Below are 19,918 nucleotides of genomic sequence, written 5' to 3'. Positions count from 1 at the left end.
TATCCAATTAAACCGGCCCATTCGTAAGTAAGAATAACTACGATACGAATGATACATTTCGTTATCTTCTCATCTCCTTTTTTAATTTATCCCATCGAATATCATTACAACTTATTTTTCCGTTAATATAATTTATTTTTCAAAGAAAGTGAAAGTATATGCCCTATAGGTTATTTGTTGAAGTGAATGAAGTTTTTACAAAATAAAATTCACACATTTCTCACAAATCAATCAATAAAACGATTACAGTTTTGTTTATACTAAATGTACAAGTAATACTCCCTAAACCCAGCTTGTCTGGTTCCCCCGTTAAATACTATGAAAAAAGGACTTGTATCCTATACAAGTCCTTTTTTGTTTCCCCTATTTAAAGAGTATATCTTTACTATACTGCTTTCCAGCAAGTAAATCATATTGAATCATTTTATATTGCTCTAACATTTCTTTTTGTTTCTTTGTTAAGTCTTTAATCTCTTCGCCATTTTTATCAACTTTTAATTCATCTCTAAGCACTGGGATTTCTTTATATAATCCCGATAAAAATTGATAAAATGGTGATTTATTTAATCCTGCGTAATCAAAAACAAGATTTGAGAAATACATTGGACTTACTAAACCTAAGTTGTCATTTGGTATATCAAAATTTGCATACATTAACAATGGTGTTTCTGCCATTGATAATCTTTCACTTACAGTTTCTTCATTCTCTATATATCCAGCCTCTTTATAAATAGCCTTATTTGTCCCTAGTACTGGTAAATGATCTCCAAAAAAGACTAATAAAGTAGGTCTTTCTAATTCATTAAGCTGGTCTATTAAATATTTTAAAGCTTCATCGGAGCGCCTTACACCTTCCGTATATATTTCTAATTCTGCCTTCGATGCATCTTCTGTTAATCCATTAACTTCTATTTGATTTTCTTCAAATCGTCCCGGATTATACGGAAAATGATTTTGCATCGTTACCGCATGAATAAATGTAGGCTGTTTTCTCTTATTCAATTCATCTATTATTTCTTTACTCATAGACAAATCACTAACATTGTCCCCAGCTAATTCTTTATGCTTCATCGTATCTTCTGCATTAAAGTTATCAAATCCAAATACATTATATACAGTATCTCGTTTGTAAAATGAACGATCAAAAGCATGAATTGCACTTGCATAGTATCCTTGTTTTTTCAATTCACTTGCAATAGATGGGATTTCTTTCTGACCTGTAACAGCTTGTTGATACGGTATAGAACCGGGCATTAACAAACTCATTGAATAACTCGTTAGCGCTTCAAATTCGGTATTCGCTGTATTCCCCCCAAATGTAGGAGCTATTGTTTGTCCACCTGGAAAATTCTCAATATAATGATGTAGATTCGGGACTGGATCTTCGCTAAATGAAAGATTCGTTAGTTTTGTAGGGTCCCAAAAAGCCTCGCTCATCAGAAATATAATATTCGGTTTCTCAGCTTTTTTTTGTTCACTCACATTAACACCATATTGTTTCTTTATGTCATTCGCAATTTGAAGCATATTTTCCTTTGAATATTTTTCTGGTTCCTGAATAACTGTCGTATCTAAGTTACTTAAAAATCCTAAAACCAAGCCATTTTGACCATAGTTCATATTTTGATTCCATAAAGGGAAATATACCCCACCCTTTACAAATAACTTATTCACAAATGTATTAGGGTAATTACTAAACGCATATACCATAAACAGAGATGTACATATTAAAACAATTCGCATACCGATATGGATTTTTATAGATTTAATATGCTTTCGAATAGTAAAAACAACAAATGCAAATACAACTATACTAATGATTCCTATTAATATATTTTTCAAACTAAAATAATCCATAACCATTGGTATAACTGACTGCATATGCCCTATTTGTGTAAAGTCAGATGGATATAGCGGCTCTCCTCTGAACATACTCTTGAAGTAATTAACAATCCCTAAAATAATAAAAGAACAACTAGTTAACATTACACTTAGTAAAATTTTCCCAATTGAATTGTAAACTAAAATATACACCATATAAATGAGTAAAACGCTGAATAGGCACTGTGTATACTGCAAATAAATCCAGTTATTCACAAGCAAAAAATTCATATATTCTTGTATGAATATATAAATAAAAACTATTAAATGAGCTATTGGCAGCAATAAAATATGAACTCTTATAGCTGGTCTAAGTTTATTGATTATCCCTTTATTCAAATAATTAATAAAAAATAGTATGCTCCATAAAATTATAGTAATTATACTTAACGTGATTCCTTCATTAAAAAATAACTTCGTCTTCTCTAATTCGAAATAGCCTAATGTAATAACAAACAACGTTTCTAAAAAAACAGTCCATATTCCGCTAATAATGAAAGAAAGTAATGGGCTCTTTCTTTCTTGCTGAACAGAAAAATTATAACGAAATTCATTTCTTCTTTGTTGCTGAACTACAAAATCCAAACTCAACTTATTTCCCTCTTTTCTCTTCTTGTTTTCTTCTCTCTATTTCACCCCGCATCAGTAAAAAACATTATACTTATGATCTTTATATCTATTTTTATTATATATATATAACCTTAAATACCCCTTAAAAAATAACATTTTTTCGTACTTTTTACAACAAAATAGATTCTAAAAAGCACAAAAATACTGCATATACAAACTATATTACAAAAGGATTCTACCCTCAAAAAAAGTTAAAATTTACTATTATTTTAGGAGATATAATCTATTTATTATGCAAATTAAAATCCGAAGCAAAACCTGATCAAACTTGTAGGTTTTGCTTCGGATTTTGATTTTGATTTCTATTTCTTTATCCCTTACAAACTAAGAGGACAAATCATGATGCCTTTAAGAACGTGTTGAAATATCTACTATAAATACAAAATCAAAAAAATCTAGTCTCGGACCCTTTTCCATATGCATATGTAGCCACATATGAACCCATTTCATTTTTTATACTTATGAATATTTTTCTGGGTAAATTGATAAATGAGCAGTTGCATGATGTAAAAACCGACTACAAAAATGAATACTAAAATGAGAAATCCAATCACGAAATTCCTTCCTATTTTTGTAGCGCTTTTTCGACGATATGGTTCTTCAAAACCCACTCCTCAAACTGAGCACTTCCAAATTCCCAGCTTAAATCACGAGCATGTACAGAAAAAACGTAATAACCAGCATATTCGTCCATAAACCTTCCTAACTCTACATCCTCTTGCTGAATACCGTATACTCCAAAATTAAAATACACATCCCATACGTCTTCATTCTTCCTCTTATAAGCAATCGATTCCATATCACATTCTGTTCCGAAATAATCAAGATGTAAATGTACGCTATCATCATATTCGTACTTCATTTTATCACCCCTTATATTTGTACTTCTTTATCACTCAAAAAATTCCTGCTATCTATACTCACATATGGGCACTTACCTACATATCATGCTTGTAGAGTGACTTCTAGGAGGTGTTATATAGTGAAAAAATTAATAGCTGTTTTTTGCATCATGTTACTAACTGTTTTCACTTTTGCTGCTTGTAGTAGTAAAAAAGAAGGGCCAAAAGATCAAACTCAAAACATTCGCGTCGGCGAAGTTACCCATTCTCTTTTCTATGCACCGTTATATGTTGGGATTGAAAAAGGTTTTTTTAAAGATGAAGGACTAAATATTGACCTACAAACAACAGCTGGCGGAGATAAGACGATGACCGCCCTATTATCTGGTGGAATTGATATTGCTCTTGTCGGTTCTGAAACGTCTATTTACGTTCATCAACAAGGAGCAAAAGACCCTGTTATTAACTTCGCACAGCTTACACAAACAGATGGGACATTTTTAGTTTCACGTAAAAAGCTAGATTCTTTTAATTGGAATGACGTAAAAGGTGTTACGTTTTTAGGTCAGCGTAAAGGCGGCATGCCGCAAATGGTTGGAGAATACGTTTTAAAGAAAAATGGCATTGATCCTCACATAGATACGAACTTAATTCAAAACATCGAGTTTGCTAATATTGCAAATGCCTACGCATCTGGTACGGGAGAATTTGTACAGCTCTTTGAACCGACTGCAAGTATATTCGAAAAAGAAGGTAAAGGTTATATCGTCGCTTCGTTCGGAAATGAATCTGGTACTGTTCCTTATACATCGTTCATGGCAAGAGAAAGTTTCTTAAAGAAAGATAAAACTGCTGCTGAAAAGTTCACACGTGCGCTCTATAAAGCGCAGCAATGGGTTGATACACATAGTCCCGAAGAGATCGCTAATGCCGTTTCTCCGTTATTTAAAGACACTTCAAAAGACATTACAGTAAAAGTAATTGAACGTTATAAAAAGCAACATTCTTATGCGACAAATCCGCTATTAGATGCGGAAGAATGGAAACAGCTCCAAACTATTATGAAAGACGCTGGTGAATTACAAAAAGAAGTCCCACATGAAGCGCTCGTCAATACGAAAATTGCCGAAAGCGTTATTAAGAAATAGAGGCGAAGTGTATGAGTTTTTTACAAATACGTAACGTTTCTCACTGCTTTTTCGCAAAAGAGAATGCCAAACTGATTCTCGAAGATATGAGTTTACAAGTGGAAGAAGGAGAATTTATTTCTATACTCGGTCCAAGTGGTTGCGGGAAAACAACGCTTCTCTCGATTATCGCCGGTCTACTTGATCCAATTGAAGGCATCGTATTTTTAGATGGTGAACCAATTACAACAAAAAGTCCATCTATGGGTTATATGCTCCAGCAAGATTACTTGTTTCCGTGGAAAACAATTGAAGAAAATATTATGCTTGGACTTCATATTCGAAAGATTTATGATGAACGAACGAAAGAACATACTTTAAAGCTTTTAAAACAAGTCGGTTTGCATGATGTAGAACAGCAATATCCTCGTGAATTATCCGGTGGTATGCGTCAACGCGCTGCACTCGTTCGAACATTAGCGACTGATCCAAAAATTTTATTGTTAGATGAACCATTCTCCGCTCTCGATTATCAAACAAAGTTAAAACTAGAGGATCTCGTCTTCACATTATTACGTAACTTTAAAAAAACATCTTTACTCGTGACACATGATATTGAAGAAGCAATTGCGATGAGTGATCGTATTTATTTACTACAAGCGAATCCTGGGAAAATTGCAAAAACGTTCGTCGTCCCAGAAAGTATTCGCTCCTTATCACCGTTAGAATCGCGCCATCACTACGACTTCCCAGCCCTTTTCCAAGACATATGGAAGGAGCTGGAGCGCCTTGGATAATATAAAACAGCTACATGAACAATTTCGAAAGAAAGAACGCAGGCGTGCATGGATTGCTCGCTCGCTACAACTTTTATTGCTCATTCTTTTCTTTGCATTATGGGAAATAGCTAGCAAAAACGAATGGATTGATCCTTTACTCTTTAGCTCTCCGTCGAGTATTTGGGATCTCTTTCTTAGCAAGTGGATTGATGGTTCGCTTTGGATTCACATATGGACGACACTACTTGAAACAGGAGTAGGCTTCATTCTTGGAACAGTACTCGGCGCTATTATTGCCACGTTCCTTTGGTGGATACCACTTTTAGCTCGCGTTCTTGATCCATATCTCGTCGTCCTAAATGCAATGCCCAAAGTCGCACTCGGGCCTATTATCATTGTAATCTTCGGTCCTAATATTTCATCGTCTATTGCAATGGGCGTAATCATTTCCATCATCATTACCATTCTCGTTATTTACAGCGCATTTCAAGAAGTCGATTCTAACTATATAAAAGTAATGGACACATTTGGCGCAAATAAATGGCAATGCTATAAGCAAGTTATACTCCCCTCATCGTTCCCTGCAATTATTTCAACGCTAAAAGTGAACGTTGGATTATCATGGGTCGGTGTTATTTTCGGTGAGCTTCTCGTTTCTAAACAAGGGCTTGGCTACTTAATTAGCTATGGATTCCAAGTCTTTAACTTCACACTCGTCTTACTGAGTGTGCTACTCACATGTGTTCTCGCAACACTGATGTATGTATTTGTAGAAGCATTTGAAAAACTTCTAATCGGAAAACGAAAAAGAAGCTGACTCAAAACGATATGCTAGAGTCAGCTTCTTTCTTTTACCTTTTATCACACATTTTTGTTTCATTTGTAACATTTCCATCGGCAACCGTAACTGTATGGAAACAGTCTTTCACACGTACTGTAACGACATTATCTTTTCGATCTATTACATGATAATCGTTGAACTTTTTATTTAGTGCACTACGAATTTGCTCCCCTTCAAAAATCGGAAAACCGTGAGACATTACCCAAATGAGACCAGCAACAGCAAGAATCGTTTTCATACGTTTCATTACCTCCTCGAGAGTAAACTTATAGTCCCTACAACACGCGCATTATAATTGTGTCTAAATTGTGACATTTTTATACTAATTCTCTTTTATAGCACTAGTTCCTTCTTCTTTTTTAAAAAAAGACAGAATTTTCAACTTTTTCAACATAAAAAACGTAAAGAACTAAAATTCTTCACGTTTTCTCTTGGCTAAAATATATCGGATACATAGCTCACATTCATGTCCAATTGGTTACTCTATCGTTTTCGAAACATCATATAATCCAGCTAACACTTCCGCTCTCATTTTTACAAGCTCAGGGAACTGATAGAAAAACGCAATTTTTTTATATTTTAACTCCGTTCCTTCTTTCACCTTTTTTGAATCTTGTAAAATAAACGCTGTAAATGTATCTGCAATGTCTTCTGCTACATTTGTCGTCCCGTAAAGAGAAACAAACTCATTTTGTTTCTCTTTAAAAAATTCAATTTGAGCTTCTTCGCTTTCTTCCACTTTCTTTTCTGTCCACTCCTGCTCAATTGGTTTCCAGAACAAATTGTGGAATTGATTTATATAAGAGCTCTCCTTCGCACATCCTTCTTGCAAGAAAAGAGATTTACATTTATTTTGGTATGATGAAATATCTTTTTCTTCTTCAAAAGCCTTTAAGTATTTTTCATTTACTGATATTTGTTTATGCCCGAGTGTTAATACGTGTGCTGTCTCATGTATTAATGTTTTCATCACTTGATCAATATTTACTGCAGAATCAAGCGTATCTAAACTAAGGGTCCACTCCTTCGGATACTCTACATTCGGCATAACGTGGGCGACAATTCCATCGTAACCATCTGTTACCATGTCAAACTCTTTTATGTCAGTGCGATACTTAGCTGGAATAAGAGTGCTATACATCTCCCATAATGATTGATGATACGCTTTATCTTGACGTTGTTTTAGTATCTCTTCTTTCGCTTCTTTATCTTCTGCGAACGCCTTATTCAATCGTTTCCGATCTAGTTTATCGAAATACGGATCTACAATTTCATCACCATCAATATAATAAGAAGCTAAAAAGAAATAATTTTCATCATCCTCTTTTTTCATTTCCGCTTCTTTCATATCATTACTTGAATTTCCTTCTAAAACATAATCCTCTAGTACTTCAAGTTCTGAAAGTCCATCTATTTTTTTATATACTTTTTGAAGCGTCTTATCACCTATTTGTGCACATTCTTCTGTCGTTTTGCACACATCTTTTTTCTCTCTTTTTGAAGTTTGCTCCGACATATCACATCCAGCTACTAAGCCCGTTGAAATCATAAAACACACTAACTTGCCATACAGTTTTTTCATACGCCCCTCCATTATTCCATTCTACAAAAATATCATAATCATTTTTTAACGAATATGCGATAATTAATTATAAAAACTGTATGGAGGTTTCCCATGATTCGAGCAGTATTATTTGACTTAGATGGAACACTATTAGATCGTCGCCAATCTCTAGAGCAATTTATTCGTGATCAATATAATCGTTTCGCCTTTCATTTGATAAACATAGAAAAATTCGAGTATTGCTCTCGTTTTCTCGAGCTCGATAATAATGGTTACACGTGGAAAGATAAGGTATATTCCACTCTCCTTTGCGAATACAACATTACCACTTTAACGCCAGAGCAACTGTTGCACGACTACATTACAAACTTCCGACATCATTGTATTCCTTTCCCAAACATGCATGAACTACTTCAACAATTAAAACAGCGAAACATTAAAATTGGTATAATTACAAACGGCTTTACTGAATTTCAAATGAGCAACCTTCGAGCATTAAACATACATACGTATACAAATACAATTCTCGTTTCAGAAGCGGAAGGAATCAAAAAACCTCATCCTGAAATTTTCGAACGTGCTTTACAAAAGCTGAATGTAAAAGCCGAAGAATGTCTTTACGTTGGAGATCATCCAGAAAACGACGCGCTCGGTTCTGAACAAGTAGGAATTCTTGGCGTTTGGAAGAGAGATTTATTTTGGGGTGACTTCGAGCATTCACGTGTGATAGATGATTTATTAGATGTTCTTTCATTTTTAGAGGTAGAGATAAAAACAAGATAATAGTAAATAAATTATATAAGCGATTTACCGCCAAAAAGAGGAGGCCGTTATTTAAAAACGCCTCCTCTTCCTTTATTGTTCATAAACTGTAAACTGCGGTTTACTCGGATGATCTTTTACTAGTGCATCATCTGGAAACTTTGAAACTTTTTGATACAGAGCAATGTCACCAATACAACCTGCTGTTAGTAGAACCCCTAAAAATGAGATCGCTTGAACATTCATCGCTAATCCAATTGCAATTGGTAAAATTCCAGTCGGTAAAAATGGCAACATTAAAACTTTCTTCATTTGCTTTACTGTAATTTCTTTTTTAGAATGAGCGTATGCTACACCTAATTTCCAATTGACACCCCATGTTAGTTCACTCCACGGAACACCTCCGATATAGCGAAATCCTATTAAATGTATCGCTTCATGTATACAAACGAGAACAATCATTCCAATAATTAAAAGAAACATAACGGGCAATGTAATTTCAACTTGAAACCCGCCTGAAAAAAGCGCATGTAAAAAACTAATTCCAATCGCTAGAGCTAATATTATAAAAAATGAATAGATATTTAATTTAACCATCGAAACAGTAACAGTCGTTTCTTTTCTTTTATCCATCTTCTCCTCCTAAAATGTAAATACATCTTTACAAAATTGTATAATATACCCAAAATTATGTAAAGATATATTTACATTCTCGAACAAAAAAAGAAACCGGCCATTTTACTTCGTAAAACAGCCGATTTCTTCTATATGTTTCATCGTACGCGCTAATACATCGTCGCGCATAATAAAGCTAAATTTTCTATCAGTTTTAATGTTATCAGGAATGTCTTTTAATAAAACAGACCCTTTCGTTTCTTCGTAATGCGTATGTTCTTCTACCGCACTAATTGTTGCAAAATAAATGTTTTTAATGATTATTTTGTCTTTTCCAGATACTTTATATTGTCCTAAGTAAGTTAAATCCGAAACTATGCCGCCGGTTTCTTCATGAACTTCTCGAACCGCCGCTTCTTCCGGTGTTTCCCCTAGTTCTACTTTACCACCTGGAAATTCAAGACCGCGACGTAAATGATGCGTTAATAACCATTGATCCCCGTACCGGCATACAACCCAAACATGCTTTGGCTCAGGAGAAAATGGATAACGTTCAAACGATAATTGTACAGTGTTGTGGTAATAATCTTTAAATTTGTACATGCCATTACTCCCCTATTGATGGTTACAAGTTTTTCCTACCACAAATTGTAGCATATTCTCGCTTTTCTGCATAATATTATCCAATTACAATCCATTGATTATTCCCATTTGTGCGACTAATTCTTTCGTCTCATGATTTCCTAATTCGTAAATCATTTTATATGCTTTTTGTAGTTGTTCATCATATCGATCATTATTTGAATCGTGATGATATTCAACAAATGGAACGTGAGACCGTACAAATGAACCTAAATCCTCTACATATGCTTGATCAAAGTACGCTCTTAACTCCGTAATTTCCTCATCATTTGCGTAAACTTCAAAATTGTACGTATCTGCCGTCTTCACTTGTGAAATTTGACCATTACCTATTGATATATAATATGTTTTTTTCTTCTCCATGTAACACCCTTCTTTCATCCTTTTAGTTTCTATTGTTTTCATTAATTACAAAATTATGTAAAATAAAGAAAAGGAGGGATTTCATGTTCAAAATATTAATTATCGGTATCATAATCGTCCTAGTCATACTAGTACTCTCCGTCATGACGATTAATAAAGGCTATGCATACAAACATTCCGTTGATAAACCAGAAGATAATCCTTATACAAAAAATAATAAGGAGGATTCATAATATGCTTCGTGTACTTCGCATTGCAATCGCACTCACTGTGATCATAATGTCGATAATCGGGCTCTATACAGGTCAAAATAACTTTCTACCACTTTCACAATTTTTATTAGGAGCTCTCATGTTCCTCATTGCAATGGAACAAATAAAAAAGAAGGATTCAGGAACAGGATTCATTTGTATTGTTGCCGGTGCTTTCATTTGGATTGTTCTTATCATTAGCTATATAAAATAAAGGGGATACATGTATGCTAAAAGGATTGCGAATTACTTTTTCACTTATTGCTTTATGTATAGCAATCTATAGTTTCTTTACTAGTAATAGAGAAATTATGCCTTATATGTTCATCTTTTTAGGGATGATGGCTTTCGTTATTAGTATAGAGGAAATCTTAAAACAGCAAAAAGGTGGTAGTATACTTGCTCTGTTAGCAGGAGCTGGTGCTTTATTTCTTGGCTTCTCAGAAATATTTCGATAAATAGTCTCTTTAAAGGAGGTATACAATGCTAACTGGATTACGCTATTTTTTCATGCTTCTCACACTCTCTCTTTGCACTTATTCTCTTGCTACCGACAACTTCACACTTCTCCCATACATGCAATTTGCTCTCAGTTGTTTCTTTATTCTTCTAGGAATTAATGAACTGAAATCCGGAAGAAAATCAATGGGTATCTCGCATTTTTTCGTTTCTAGTCTTATGCTCTTCATTGTAATATCGAACTACTTTCACTAAAGATAACATGTAATTTCCAATCACCTACTGACCATTACCTCTCACTAATTTGGATTTTTTAAACAGTTAATAAATTGGAGGATACTGTGCTAACAAACCTTCGAATCTTACTATCTGCTATTGCTTTTATTCTTGCTTTTTTTAGTCTTTTTGCACAAATTTCTATTCTTTCCTCTTATGTATTTATCCTTTTAAGCATCACATTTATTCTTTCGGGAGTTGCTGAAATACAACAAAAACAAAAATCGAAAGCTATCTTTTGTTTTATAGTTGGGATAATCACTTTCTTCGTTGGGATTTCTGACATACTTCCATAAAAAAGAAGAGCTTATGTGCTCTTCTTTAACTCACTACTTTCAATACAATAATCGTCCCCATAATCCCAACGATACAAATAATCCGAAAAGCGTTTTTAGGTTCTTGAAAAAATAAAATACCGGCAACTGCTGCCCCGAGCGTTCCGATTCCAGTCCAAACTGCATATGCGATCGATAACTGAATTTCTTGAAGCGCCATCGTTAAAAATTGAAAACTAATAATAAAACCACCTATTAAAATAATATTATTCGTCCAACTATTATTTTTTGCTACTTTCTTTATCCCAATTACACCGACAATTTCAAAGAGCCCAGCTATAATTAAATAGATCCATGCCACTCTATTTCACCTCTTCCTTATTCCCACTAAATTTCAATCCGATAATAAATAGTGCCAATAAGCAAACGAGGAAAATTTTGATGAGCGAAAATGGTTCTTTGAAATATAAAATATCTACCAATATCGTTCCAACTGTACCAATTCCAGTAAATACTGCATATGCCGTACCAATTGGAATTTTTTTAGTTGCTTCAATTAGTAGTTGAAAGCTCACTAAAATTGCAATGAGTGTCAAAATACTCATTGAATTTGTTTTTAATCCTGTCGCCCAATATATTTCAATTAAGCCCCCAAATACTAAATACATCCACGCCCTATTTATGCTAATCTCCTTTTTCTCTTTCACTTCTTCTTTTATTTCTTCTCTTGTTTCTTGTTTCGAAGAATTACGCTTCTTTTTCGGAAAAAGAATGTAAGACATCGCCCATATAAAATGAATAATAAGCACTGATGTCCAGACACTTGTAATCGTATTAATCGTTTCATTTTTATAAAATCCAATTTGTTTATTTAAAATCCACTCTTTCATATGAAGGAAATAGGAACCGCTTGGCAACTCTTGAGCTGGTACAAGCCCTACTATAAAAATAAATAGAAGTTGTGCAAAAATGAAAATCCCCAGATGCTTATAAAAAAATTTTGCCTCTCCATCCGCGCATGCTTAATTCCATATAGCTTCTCTTTTCCCGTGCCAGTCATTTCCCCTCCTCCTTTTTTAAATAACAATCCATCATCTTTTCTATATAATTCATCGTTTCTAAATCAAGTCCGTATACTCTGGCAATCTCTCCCTCTTCAGGTTTAATTAAATCCCAATACTTATTTATTAATTGTTCATCTTCATGAAATGCGTGCATTGAAAAAGCCACTACCCTTTCCGCTAATTTTTGAATTTCCGGTGAATCTACTGGTTCATTTATACGCTGACGAATTTCTCTTAATACTTGTAACCATCCTTTCGTTCTTTCATCATTTTCTTCAAGTGTTGGTAAATCCTCTATAACCTTCTGTTCTTCCTCCGTAAAATATTTTTGTCGGAAATTTTCTCTCTGCTCAATTCCCTGTACTGATTTTATGAATAACATTAAATCTTCTGTTTTAAGCTCTCCAGTTAATTCAATGGAATGAAATGCTGTATATAATAGTTTTTCTAAGTCCTGTAATCTTTTTACTTCCGCTTGTATTGTTTGAATTTCATTTTGAATTGCACTTTTCCATCTTTCTTCTGAATTCCCCTTTTCCTCTTTTAACACTTTTTTTATTTCCGAAAGCTTAAAACCAAGCTTTTTAAACGTTGTTATTTGTTGCAATGTAATTACATCATCTTTTGAATAGTAACGATATCCTGACTCAGCAACGTACGACGGTTTTAATAATCCAATTTCCTCATAATATCTAAGTGTTCTCGTCGTTACATTCGTTTCTTTTGAAATTTCACCAATGCTATACTTATCCATCGTTTCCTCCTCACGCCTTATTTATCTTCACTATAAACTTTGACGTATACGTTAAAGTCAATACTCCATTCACACAAAAAACTCCTGTTTTTCAAACAGGAGCTCTCATTAATATATTCACCTACTGCCTTTCATTTCTTAAAAATGCTAATAAGTGAAACTCATTGTTTTTCTATAAAACCTGTACTTTTCTCTTTTACAAATAAAAAAACTGCCTTTTCACAGGCAGTTTTTCTTTATCCAAATACTTTTTCAAGTTCGTCTTTATCTTGGCTTAACCAGAAGTTCATTAAGCGTTGTGCTCCTTCTAAATCGTGAAGCTTCGCTTGACCACATTGTGTTTCGTTTGCAGCTGGAATTTCTGTAATTTGAACCGCATCTTTTAATGTTAGTTCTAATAAATCAATGATTTCACGAACTGTTGGTGTTCCGCTTACAACAAGATAATATCCTGTTTGGCAGCCCATTGGTGAAATATCGATAATATCAAAATGCGGATAACGATCAATATATTTACGTAAATTAAATGCTAATAAATGCTCTAACGTATGAATAACATCTGGTTTCATTGCTTGTTTATTCGGTTGGCAAAAACGAATATCGAATTTATTTACAATACCGTCACTACCTACGTTATGAACTCCGCAATGTCTTACATAAGGTGCCTTTACAATCGTATGATCTAATTCAAAGCTTTCTACTGATGGCATACAACATCTCTCCCGCTTTTAATTTAATTCCGTTATATCCAATATGATATAACGGAAATGAACATTAGTAAAGTATTATGTACAGTCGTGCTATAATACTTTAAGAATATGCTGAAAAGGAGACCATTATGAAACAGATTTTCATTGGAATTATACGCTTTTATCAAAAATTTATTTCGCCGATGACACCGCCAACGTGCCGCTTTTATCCGACTTGTTCTCATTACGGATTAGAGGCGTTTCAAAAGCATGGTGCATTGAAAGGTTTTTGGCTTACTTGTAAGCGTATATTAAAATGTCACCCTTTCCACCCGGGAGGATTTGATCCTGTCCCAGATAAAAAGGATGACAAAGTAAATTCTTAATTGTCGTAACCATTCACAACTAAATCTAATTTTCCTGTATCAGGATCTATAACAAGACCGTGAACAGGTACTTCTTCCGGAAGTAACGGATGATTGCGAAGTATTGATACACTATGTTCTACACTTTCTTCAACACTAGAGAACCCTTGTAGGAATCTTTCTAAATCGATTCCAGAATAACGGAGTGTATCTAATTTCTCATCTGTTACACCGCGCTCTTTCATCTTCTCAATTGTACTGCTTGCTTGAATTTTTGCCATACCACAATCATGGTGACCAACTACACAAACTTCATCGGCACCAAGTTCGTATACAGCAACTAAAATACTACGCATAATACTTCCGAATGGATGGGAAATAACAGCGCCTGCTACTTTAATAATTTTCACATCACCGTTACGCATATTCATCGCTTTCGGTAATAATTCAACAAGACGAGTATCCATACAAGAGATAATTACCATTTTTTTATTTGGAAATTTTCCTGTTTCATACTCTTCGTATTTTTTCTCTTCAACAAATTTCTCATTGTACTGCAAAATCTCTTCTAATGACTTCATAGTAAGGAACCCTCTTTTCTCTCATTTACACTACATAAATAGTGTACCAAAATATGAAAAACTCAAAAAGGATATCGCTTTATAGTAAAAATAAGATATTTTCAGATAATCGACATAATTCTTTCAAAATATACACACAGCTTTGTAACAAGTTTCACATACTTTAAACGTATTTTCACTATAAACTGATTGTAGATAATGTAAAAAAGGAGTGAATATTTATTATGTCCGACGTTCTGTTACTAAGTCGTTTTCAATTTGCAATTACTATTTTTTATCACTTTTTATTTGTACCTTTAACAATCGGACTTGTTATTTTAGTAGCATGTATGGAAACTCAATACGCCCGCACATTGAATCCAACATACCGCAAAATGGCAAATTTCTGGGGTAAATTATTTACAATTAACTTCGTAATGGGGATTATAACCGGGATTACGATGGAATTCCAATTTGGAACAAACTGGTCTGAGTACTCCAAATATATGGGAGATATTTTCGGATCCCCTCTCGCAATCGAAGCACTCGTTGCCTTCTTCTTAGAATCTACGTTCATGGGAATATGGTTATTCGGTAAAGACAAAATTTCACCAAAGTTCCGTGCCTTCTGTATGTGGATGGTTGCACTTGGAACAAATATTTCCGCACTTTGGATTATTACAGCAAACGGCTTTATGCAAAATCCTGTTGGCTATGTAGTACGTAACGGCCGCGCTGAATTAAATGATTTCTGGGCACTTGTTACAAATCCATATGCTTGGAACATGTTCTTCCATACTGTAATTAGTTGTTATATCGTTGGTGCTTTCTTCGTTATGGCCATTAGTGCCTATCACTTGCTACGTAAAAATGAAGTGGAATTCTTCAAAAAATCATTTAAGTTTGGTTTAATGTTAGGCTTATTCGCCGCAACTATTACACCGTTTATGGGACATCAATCTGGTGTATCGGCAGCTAAATATCAACCTGCTAAAGGAGCTGCGATGGAAGCAGTTTGGGAAACTGGAAAAGGACAAGGTTTCTCAATCATTCAAATTCCTGATGTGAAAAATGAAAAGAACTTTGAACTACTTACAATTCCAAAACTCGGAAGTTTCTTCTATACAAACTCATTTGATGGAGAAATTGTTGGTTTAAAAGATATTCCGAAAGAAGATCGTCCAAACGTTAACCTCGTGTACTATAGCTTCCGCTTAATGGTCGCACTTGGCATGTTCTTTATGGCATTAACTTGGTACGGCTTCTATTTAAACCGAAAAGGAAAACTAGAAAACTCAAAACGTTATTTAAAAATTACAATGTGGTCTGTCTTACTTCCGTACATTGCGATTAACGCTGGCTGGATTGTCGCTGAAGTAGGTCGTCAACCATGGACAGTTTATAAACTCATGCGTACAGCAGAATCTGTATCACCTATATCAGTTCCACAAATTTGGTTCTCCTTAATTAGTTTAATATTGTTCTACACTTTACTTTTAATTGCAGACGTATACTTAATGCTGAAGTTCGCAAAAAAAGGACCATCTGCATTAGAAGAGCCTGCTACTGAAGGAGGTACAGCTCATGTCTCATGATATGCTTGCAATCATCTGGTTCGGTTTATGGGGCGTAATTTGGACAGTTTACTTCATTCTTGATGGCTACGCACTCGGTAACGGAATGATTTTCCCATTCGTTGCGAAAGACCGACAAGAACGAAATCAATTACAAGAAGCAATTGGTCCATTCTGGGGTGGTAATGAAGTATGGTTAATTACAGCTGGTGGCGCAACATTTGCTGCCTTTCCAATCACATATGCAAATATGTTTAGTTACCTATACACACCACTATTTTTAGTATTACTTGCACTATTTGCTCGTGCTGCTGGACTTGAATTTATGCATAAAGATGATTCACCAATTTGGCAAAAAACTTGTAAATGGGCATTTACAATTGGTAGTTTCCTAATCGCTTTTTTATTCGGTGTTACATTCGCTAACCTATATTACGGACTACAAATCGGAAAAAATGGCTATGAAGGAAATCTACTTAGCTTACTAAACCATTACGGTATTTTAGGTGGTCTGTTCTTCACTGCTATATTCGTCGTATCTGGTGCTCTTTGGGTTATGATTAAAACGACTGGTGAAGTATCCGATCGTGCTTATAAAATCGCAAGACCATTTTCAATGGCAGCTGCTATCATTTTAGCTATCTTCTATGTAGCAACTGCAAATCGCACAAACTTATTCCAAAACTTTACGGAATATCCGTTACTATTTATTCTTCCAGTACTTGCAATGTTAATGAGTGTACTCGCACTTATTATGGTGTACAAACATAAAATCGGCCTTGCCTTTACATTTGTTTGCTTAACAATCGCAATGTTTATGACAACTGGCTTTGCAGGTATGTTCCCAAGAATGTTACCTTCTCGCATTAACGACGCCTATAGTACAACGTTATACAACGCAGCTGGTAGCCAATTAAACTTAAAAATTATGTTCTTCGTTGCAATAGTTATGGTACCAATTGTTATTGGCTATCAACTTTGGAGCTACAGTATCTTTAAAAATAAAATTCATAAAGACTCCGCTAAAGGGTATCACTAAAATGAAAAAAGACACTTCGTTTGAAGTGTCTTTTTTACGTATGATTTTCGATAAAGTGAAACTATAACTAGTGGGGGTTTTGTTCATCCCCACTGATTATTAGCCCACACCAATCGGACATTTCCGGGCAGTTGATTCCCTACCTAAATGCTCAGCACAAGCCGATCTGTGAGGTGGGAGTCTTACTGCCCGCAACTAGCAGGATAAGATGTTATACTTTCAATCTAACAACTATGATGCAGAAGAATCACTAACAGCTCACAGCTAAATTGTATCACACAGCAGACACATCACATTATGCAATTTTACATATAAAAATTATAACGTAGATTGAATGACTTGGTCATACACATCGCTATCCTTTACATCTGCCGTACTAATACCACTAAATGTTCTTACATTTAATCCAGTGTTCGATGATCCCGATCCATTATAAGCTTTCGTCTTTTCAATCGGTTGCACATTATATTTATCCCCTAAATTAATCGTCCCATTGCAGTTTTCAATAATAACACCCTCAACAACTGCCGGCATATTTTCACCTACTTTCATTTCCTTACTTTCATTTTATGAAAATCGCCTATAAAAATAGCATGTTTCAATAAGAAAAAGCACTCAAAATGAGTGCTTTTTCTCTAAGCATGAATGGCAAGTTTGGAGACAGTTGACTTCTTCAAAATTTTATTAGGGGTAATATTTTGAAAAAGAAAGCCTTTCATATTTAACTTAACACCACTGGAATATATAGTAAATTGATAATGTTTATACGGAAGATTGCTAATGTTTAGTATAGATAGTTTCCACTATGTTAACAGTAAAAACTCATCTCCACTAAACAACAAAAAGTGCCCTCAAAGAAGACACTTTTCATAAACAGACACTATAAAACAGAATTATTTATCCCGCATTAACAGGCAGTAAGACCCCCACCTCAAAATTCAGCGAAAGAAAAAAAGTTAGGTGGGGGATCAACTGCCTGTAAATGCCCGATTGGTTCAACTAATAATCAGCTGGGGATGAATCCCCCACTGATTAAAGTTTCACTTTATTGTTATACGATTGTTAGATACAAAAAATTGAGGGAAATGCTTGTACAAAATTCTGCTTTATAAAGTCTGTCTACAACTTATATTTTAATCCTCTTCATTTTAAAATAAATATAATATGCACAATTACATACAAAAAAGAAAAGACACTCTACCGAGTGCCCCTTCAACCATTTTACTTTTAATATATCGCCTTACATATATTTTAACATATGTATCTATATAATTTATTGAGAAAATTCAAAATCCTTTTTCTTTCATTTTCACTTATGAAATCATGTAATATAAAAGATATGTCAAATTCTTATACAAGTTGAGGTGTACTATATTTATGCTGTATTTTGGAATTATTCCTCTTATATTGTTTATTATTTTTCTTATCTCTTATTTAAAAGATCCGCGAAAAATCATAAACGGCTTTTTATTTAATGCCTTTATCTGTTTTTTCCTTCTTTTTTGCGTAATCGCATCTTTAAACTCAGATAGTGCTGTCTTGCGTTACATTATATTTTTACCTTTTTTAGCACTCCTCATTATGCTTCCTTTCGGTATTATCGCTTTAATGTTTGGATTATTTCTTAATGCAAGAATTTTAATGAAGCGAGAAGGAAGACGGTTCACTAACTGTTTAACGCTCCTTGCTGCATTAGCGATGTTATTCTTTATGTTACTCCCTATTATAAATCCAGCAAGTTTGGTCTCATCACATTTAGAGCCTATTTTTGCAGGTATTTCTCTTATAAGCGTATATTTCTTTATACACTTATCTAACTTTTTAAGTGCTTATTTTCTATACCAATTCAACAGACCAAGACGTAATCAAGATTTCATCGTCGTTCTCGGTAGTGGCTTAATTAATGATAAAGTACCACCTTTACTTGCAAGCCGCATTAATAAAGCTATCGACTTTTATTGGAAACAAGCAGCTGTGAATACACCACCAACAATTATTTTCTCTGGTGGACAAGGTCCAGATGAAGGGCTTCCTGAAGCAGAAGCGATGCAAAATTATGCGGTCGAAAAAGGAATTCCTCTTGAACATACAGTGCAAGAAAATCGTTCTGTAAACACATATCAAAATATGTCGTTCTCTAAAGAAATTATGGATTCTTTAAAACCTGAAGGTAAGTATAGAAGTATTTTTACAACGAATAATTTCCACCTTTTCCGCGCTGGTATATATGCAAGACAAGCTGGCCTGAATAGCCAAGGAATTGGATCAAAAACTGCATTTTATTACTGGCCTAATGCAATGATTCGTGAATACGTTGCGATTGTCGTAATGGGACGTAAACGTCATATGAAGTTTTGCGGAGCTATTTTAGGATTCGCTTTATTCGTGTCAGTACTTAGTTTTATATTTTCTTAATAGCATCCCATCCTTTGAAAGGATGGGATTTCTTATACTCATTTCAAAAATATTTTAAAGATAATATGGCGATAATATTCCCTGCATACATCCATTAAAGGAGAATTTTTTCAAATTAAATGTTAAAATGAAATTTAGGTGTGAATGATGT

25 protein-coding genes and 1 pseudogene are annotated in these 19,918 nt (G+C 34.2%); 12 read left to right on the top strand and 14 right to left on the bottom strand.

Translation table 11 applies throughout. The annotated features are described in order from the left end of the window. Positions 1-363: 363 nt before the first annotated feature. From JDS81_RS20615 to JDS81_RS20605, 3 genes and pseudogenes are all read right to left on the bottom strand, one after another. Positions 364-2,472, bottom strand: coding sequence for an LTA synthase family protein (locus JDS81_RS20615; RefSeq protein ID WP_141499515.1), 2,109 nt, complete (start codon positions 2,470-2,472; stop codon positions 364-366). A gap of 387 nt (positions 2,473-2,859) precedes the next feature. Then, positions 2,860-3,065, bottom strand: a pseudogene (locus tag JDS81_RS30960) (hypothetical protein). Positions 3,066-3,076: 11 nt separating this feature from the next. Beyond that, a complete protein-coding gene (locus JDS81_RS20605) occupies positions 3,077-3,373 on the bottom strand; it encodes a DUF3986 family protein (protein WP_097953535.1) in 297 nt (98 codons plus the stop codon). Positions 3,374-3,493: 120 nt separating this feature from the next. Here JDS81_RS20605 and JDS81_RS20600 point away from each other — a divergent pair, with 120 nt between their 5' ends. Genes JDS81_RS20600 through JDS81_RS20590 form a run of 3 tightly spaced genes read left to right on the top strand, consistent with a single transcriptional unit; the run spans position 3,494 to position 6,076 of the window. Beyond that, positions 3,494-4,501, top strand: coding sequence for an ABC transporter substrate-binding protein (locus JDS81_RS20600; RefSeq protein ID WP_141499516.1), 1,008 nt, complete (start codon positions 3,494-3,496; stop codon positions 4,499-4,501). An 11-nt stretch (positions 4,502-4,512) separates the two neighbouring features. Then, positions 4,513-5,277: an ABC transporter ATP-binding protein gene (locus tag JDS81_RS20595; protein ID WP_000009038.1), complete on the top strand. Its 765-nt coding sequence runs from the start codon at positions 4,513-4,515 to the stop codon at positions 5,275-5,277. Further along, on the top strand, positions 5,270-6,076 hold the full coding sequence (locus JDS81_RS20590) for an ABC transporter permease (protein ID WP_000368773.1): 807 nt from the start codon (positions 5,270-5,272) through the stop codon (positions 6,074-6,076). The genes JDS81_RS20595 and JDS81_RS20590 overlap by 8 nt, the downstream gene beginning before the upstream one ends. A 34-nt stretch (positions 6,077-6,110) precedes the next feature. Here the strand turns inward: JDS81_RS20590 and JDS81_RS20585 are convergent, their stop codons facing one another. Further along, entirely contained in the window at positions 6,111-6,338 is a 228-nt protein-coding gene (locus JDS81_RS20585; protein ID WP_000849116.1) for a hypothetical protein, read from the bottom strand. A 240-nt stretch (positions 6,339-6,578) separates the two neighbouring features. Further along, entirely contained in the window at positions 6,579-7,682 is a 1,104-nt protein-coding gene (locus tag JDS81_RS20580) for a hypothetical protein (RefSeq protein ID WP_087970516.1), read from the bottom strand. Positions 7,683-7,775: 93 nt separating this feature from the next. Here JDS81_RS20580 and JDS81_RS20575 point away from each other — a divergent pair, with 93 nt between their 5' ends. Then, entirely contained in the window at positions 7,776-8,447 is a 672-nt protein-coding gene (locus JDS81_RS20575) for an HAD family hydrolase (RefSeq protein WP_000617323.1), read from the top strand. A gap of 72 nt (positions 8,448-8,519) precedes the next feature. Here the strand turns inward: JDS81_RS20575 and JDS81_RS20570 are convergent, their stop codons facing one another. From JDS81_RS20570 to JDS81_RS20560, 3 genes are all read right to left on the bottom strand, one after another. Then, a complete protein-coding gene (locus JDS81_RS20570; protein WP_000361299.1) occupies positions 8,520-9,059 on the bottom strand; it encodes a DUF3267 domain-containing protein in 540 nt (179 codons plus the stop codon). A gap of 105 nt (positions 9,060-9,164) precedes the next feature. Then, the gene (mutTA, locus tag JDS81_RS20565; RefSeq protein ID WP_000276384.1) at positions 9,165-9,644 is read right to left on the bottom strand and encodes an antimutator 8-oxo-(dGTP/GTP)ase; all 480 of its coding nucleotides are present in this window, start codon (positions 9,642-9,644) and stop codon (positions 9,165-9,167) included. An 84-nt stretch (positions 9,645-9,728) separates the two neighbouring features. After that, positions 9,729-10,046 (bottom strand): hypothetical protein, encoded by a 318-nt coding sequence (locus tag JDS81_RS20560; RefSeq protein WP_000412304.1) that lies wholly within the window; start codon positions 10,044-10,046, stop codon positions 9,729-9,731. Positions 10,047-10,129: 83 nt separating this feature from the next. Here JDS81_RS20560 and ytzI point away from each other — a divergent pair, with 83 nt between their 5' ends. The 4 genes from ytzI (at position 10,130) to JDS81_RS20540 (ending at position 11,328) form a co-directional block, all read left to right on the top strand. Beyond that, positions 10,130-10,279 (top strand): YtzI protein, encoded by a 150-nt coding sequence (gene ytzI / locus JDS81_RS20555; protein ID WP_000472801.1) that lies wholly within the window; start codon positions 10,130-10,132, stop codon positions 10,277-10,279. 1 nt (position 10,280) lies between these two features. Beyond that, entirely contained in the window at positions 10,281-10,511 is a 231-nt protein-coding gene (locus JDS81_RS20550; RefSeq protein WP_000946673.1) for a DUF3953 domain-containing protein, read from the top strand. A 13-nt stretch (positions 10,512-10,524) separates the two neighbouring features. Further along, entirely contained in the window at positions 10,525-10,755 is a 231-nt protein-coding gene (locus JDS81_RS20545; RefSeq protein WP_000911975.1) for a DUF3953 domain-containing protein, read from the top strand. Between the two features lie 342 nt (positions 10,756-11,097). Then, a complete protein-coding gene (locus JDS81_RS20540; protein WP_000957182.1) occupies positions 11,098-11,328 on the top strand; it encodes a DUF3953 domain-containing protein in 231 nt (76 codons plus the stop codon). A gap of 25 nt (positions 11,329-11,353) precedes the next feature. Here the strand turns inward: JDS81_RS20540 and JDS81_RS20535 are convergent, their stop codons facing one another. The 4 genes from JDS81_RS20535 to luxS all read right to left on the bottom strand — a co-directional run bounded on the left by JDS81_RS20535 (position 11,354) and on the right by luxS (position 13,835). Then, the gene (locus tag JDS81_RS20535; protein ID WP_097953537.1) at positions 11,354-11,668 is read right to left on the bottom strand and encodes a DMT family transporter; all 315 of its coding nucleotides are present in this window, start codon (positions 11,666-11,668) and stop codon (positions 11,354-11,356) included. Between the two features lies 1 nt (position 11,669). After that, a complete protein-coding gene (locus JDS81_RS20530) occupies positions 11,670-12,197 on the bottom strand; it encodes a DMT family transporter (RefSeq protein WP_242481375.1) in 528 nt (175 codons plus the stop codon). A 166-nt stretch (positions 12,198-12,363) separates the two neighbouring features. Beyond that, entirely contained in the window at positions 12,364-13,125 is a 762-nt protein-coding gene (locus JDS81_RS20525) for a MerR family transcriptional regulator (protein WP_097953538.1), read from the bottom strand. A 236-nt stretch (positions 13,126-13,361) separates the two neighbouring features. After that, positions 13,362-13,835 (bottom strand): S-ribosylhomocysteine lyase LuxS, encoded by a 474-nt coding sequence (gene luxS, locus JDS81_RS20520; protein ID WP_001141371.1) that lies wholly within the window; start codon positions 13,833-13,835, stop codon positions 13,362-13,364. A gap of 128 nt (positions 13,836-13,963) precedes the next feature. On the opposite strand from luxS, the gene yidD reads away from it, so the two are divergent. Continuing rightward, positions 13,964-14,200 (top strand): membrane protein insertion efficiency factor YidD, encoded by a 237-nt coding sequence (gene yidD / locus JDS81_RS20515; RefSeq protein WP_000809334.1) that lies wholly within the window; start codon positions 13,964-13,966, stop codon positions 14,198-14,200. Here the strand turns inward: yidD and JDS81_RS20510 are convergent. Further along, on the bottom strand, positions 14,197-14,760 hold the full coding sequence (locus tag JDS81_RS20510) for a beta-class carbonic anhydrase (protein ID WP_000838170.1): 564 nt from the start codon (positions 14,758-14,760) through the stop codon (positions 14,197-14,199). The two genes, yidD and JDS81_RS20510, sit on opposite strands and share 4 nt — an antisense overlap. A 224-nt stretch (positions 14,761-14,984) precedes the next feature. Here JDS81_RS20510 and cydA point away from each other — a divergent pair, with 224 nt between their 5' ends. Then, positions 14,985-16,334, top strand: coding sequence for a cytochrome ubiquinol oxidase subunit I (gene cydA / locus JDS81_RS20505; RefSeq protein ID WP_097953539.1), 1,350 nt, complete (start codon positions 14,985-14,987; stop codon positions 16,332-16,334). Next, positions 16,324-17,352, top strand: a complete 1,029-nt coding sequence (gene cydB / locus JDS81_RS20500; RefSeq protein ID WP_097953540.1) for a cytochrome d ubiquinol oxidase subunit II — start codon at positions 16,324-16,326, stop codon at positions 17,350-17,352. The genes cydA and cydB overlap by 11 nt, the downstream gene beginning before the upstream one ends. Positions 17,353-17,670: 318 nt before the next feature. Here the strand turns inward: cydB and JDS81_RS20495 are convergent, their stop codons facing one another. Beyond that, complete coding sequence (locus JDS81_RS20495; protein ID WP_275952055.1) at positions 17,671-17,904, bottom strand: spore germination protein; 234 nt, start codon at positions 17,902-17,904, stop codon at positions 17,671-17,673. Between the two features lie 825 nt (positions 17,905-18,729). Here JDS81_RS20495 and JDS81_RS20490 point away from each other — a divergent pair. Continuing rightward, positions 18,730-19,767, top strand: coding sequence for a YdcF family protein (locus JDS81_RS20490; RefSeq protein ID WP_097953541.1), 1,038 nt, complete (start codon positions 18,730-18,732; stop codon positions 19,765-19,767). The last annotated feature ends 151 nt before the right edge of the window (positions 19,768-19,918 follow it).

This window comes from Bacillus cereus group sp. N31, assembly GCF_016483245.1.
Taxonomy (GTDB): Bacteria; Bacillota; Bacilli; order Bacillales; family Bacillaceae_G; genus Bacillus_A; species Bacillus_A toyonensis.
This window is presented reverse-complemented; position numbering and strand designations above follow the sequence as displayed.

Excerpts from the sequence above, each read along its gene's own strand:
- JDS81_RS20605 (WP_097953535.1), bottom strand. The coding sequence starts at position 3,373 with ATGAAGTACGAATATGATGATAGCGTACATTTACATCTTGATTATTTC.
- JDS81_RS20595 (WP_000009038.1), top strand. The coding sequence starts at position 4,513 with ATGAGTTTTTTACAAATACGTAACGTTTCTCACTGCTTTTTCGCAAAA.
- JDS81_RS20585 (WP_000849116.1), bottom strand. The coding sequence starts at position 6,338 with ATGAAAACGATTCTTGCTGTTGCTGGTCTCATTTGGGTAATGTCTCAC.
- JDS81_RS20580 (WP_087970516.1), bottom strand. The coding sequence starts at position 7,682 with ATGAAAAAACTGTATGGCAAGTTAGTGTGTTTTATGATTTCAACGGGC.
- JDS81_RS20575 (WP_000617323.1), top strand. The coding sequence starts at position 7,776 with ATGATTCGAGCAGTATTATTTGACTTAGATGGAACACTATTAGATCGT.
- JDS81_RS20570 (WP_000361299.1), bottom strand. The coding sequence starts at position 9,059 with ATGGATAAAAGAAAAGAAACGACTGTTACTGTTTCGATGGTTAAATTA.
- mutTA (WP_000276384.1), bottom strand. The coding sequence starts at position 9,644 with ATGTACAAATTTAAAGATTATTACCACAACACTGTACAATTATCGTTT.
- JDS81_RS20560 (WP_000412304.1), bottom strand. The coding sequence starts at position 10,046 with ATGGAGAAGAAAAAAACATATTATATATCAATAGGTAATGGTCAAATT.
- ytzI (WP_000472801.1), top strand. The coding sequence starts at position 10,130 with ATGTTCAAAATATTAATTATCGGTATCATAATCGTCCTAGTCATACTA.
- JDS81_RS20550 (WP_000946673.1), top strand. The coding sequence starts at position 10,281 with ATGCTTCGTGTACTTCGCATTGCAATCGCACTCACTGTGATCATAATG.
- JDS81_RS20545 (WP_000911975.1), top strand. The coding sequence starts at position 10,525 with ATGCTAAAAGGATTGCGAATTACTTTTTCACTTATTGCTTTATGTATA.
- JDS81_RS20530 (WP_242481375.1), bottom strand. The coding sequence starts at position 12,197 with ATGAAAGAGTGGATTTTAAATAAACAAATTGGATTTTATAAAAATGAA.
- JDS81_RS20525 (WP_097953538.1), bottom strand. The coding sequence starts at position 13,125 with ATGGATAAGTATAGCATTGGTGAAATTTCAAAAGAAACGAATGTAACG.
- luxS (WP_001141371.1), bottom strand. The coding sequence starts at position 13,835 with ATGCCATCAGTAGAAAGCTTTGAATTAGATCATACGATTGTAAAGGCA.
- yidD (WP_000809334.1), top strand. The coding sequence starts at position 13,964 with ATGAAACAGATTTTCATTGGAATTATACGCTTTTATCAAAAATTTATT.
- JDS81_RS20510 (WP_000838170.1), bottom strand. The coding sequence starts at position 14,760 with ATGAAGTCATTAGAAGAGATTTTGCAGTACAATGAGAAATTTGTTGAA.
- cydA (WP_097953539.1), top strand. The coding sequence starts at position 14,985 with ATGTCCGACGTTCTGTTACTAAGTCGTTTTCAATTTGCAATTACTATT.
- cydB (WP_097953540.1), top strand. The coding sequence starts at position 16,324 with ATGTCTCATGATATGCTTGCAATCATCTGGTTCGGTTTATGGGGCGTA.
- JDS81_RS20495 (WP_275952055.1), bottom strand. The coding sequence starts at position 17,904 with ATGAAAGTAGGTGAAAATATGCCGGCAGTTGTTGAGGGTGTTATTATT.
- JDS81_RS20490 (WP_097953541.1), top strand. The coding sequence starts at position 18,730 with ATGCTGTATTTTGGAATTATTCCTCTTATATTGTTTATTATTTTTCTT.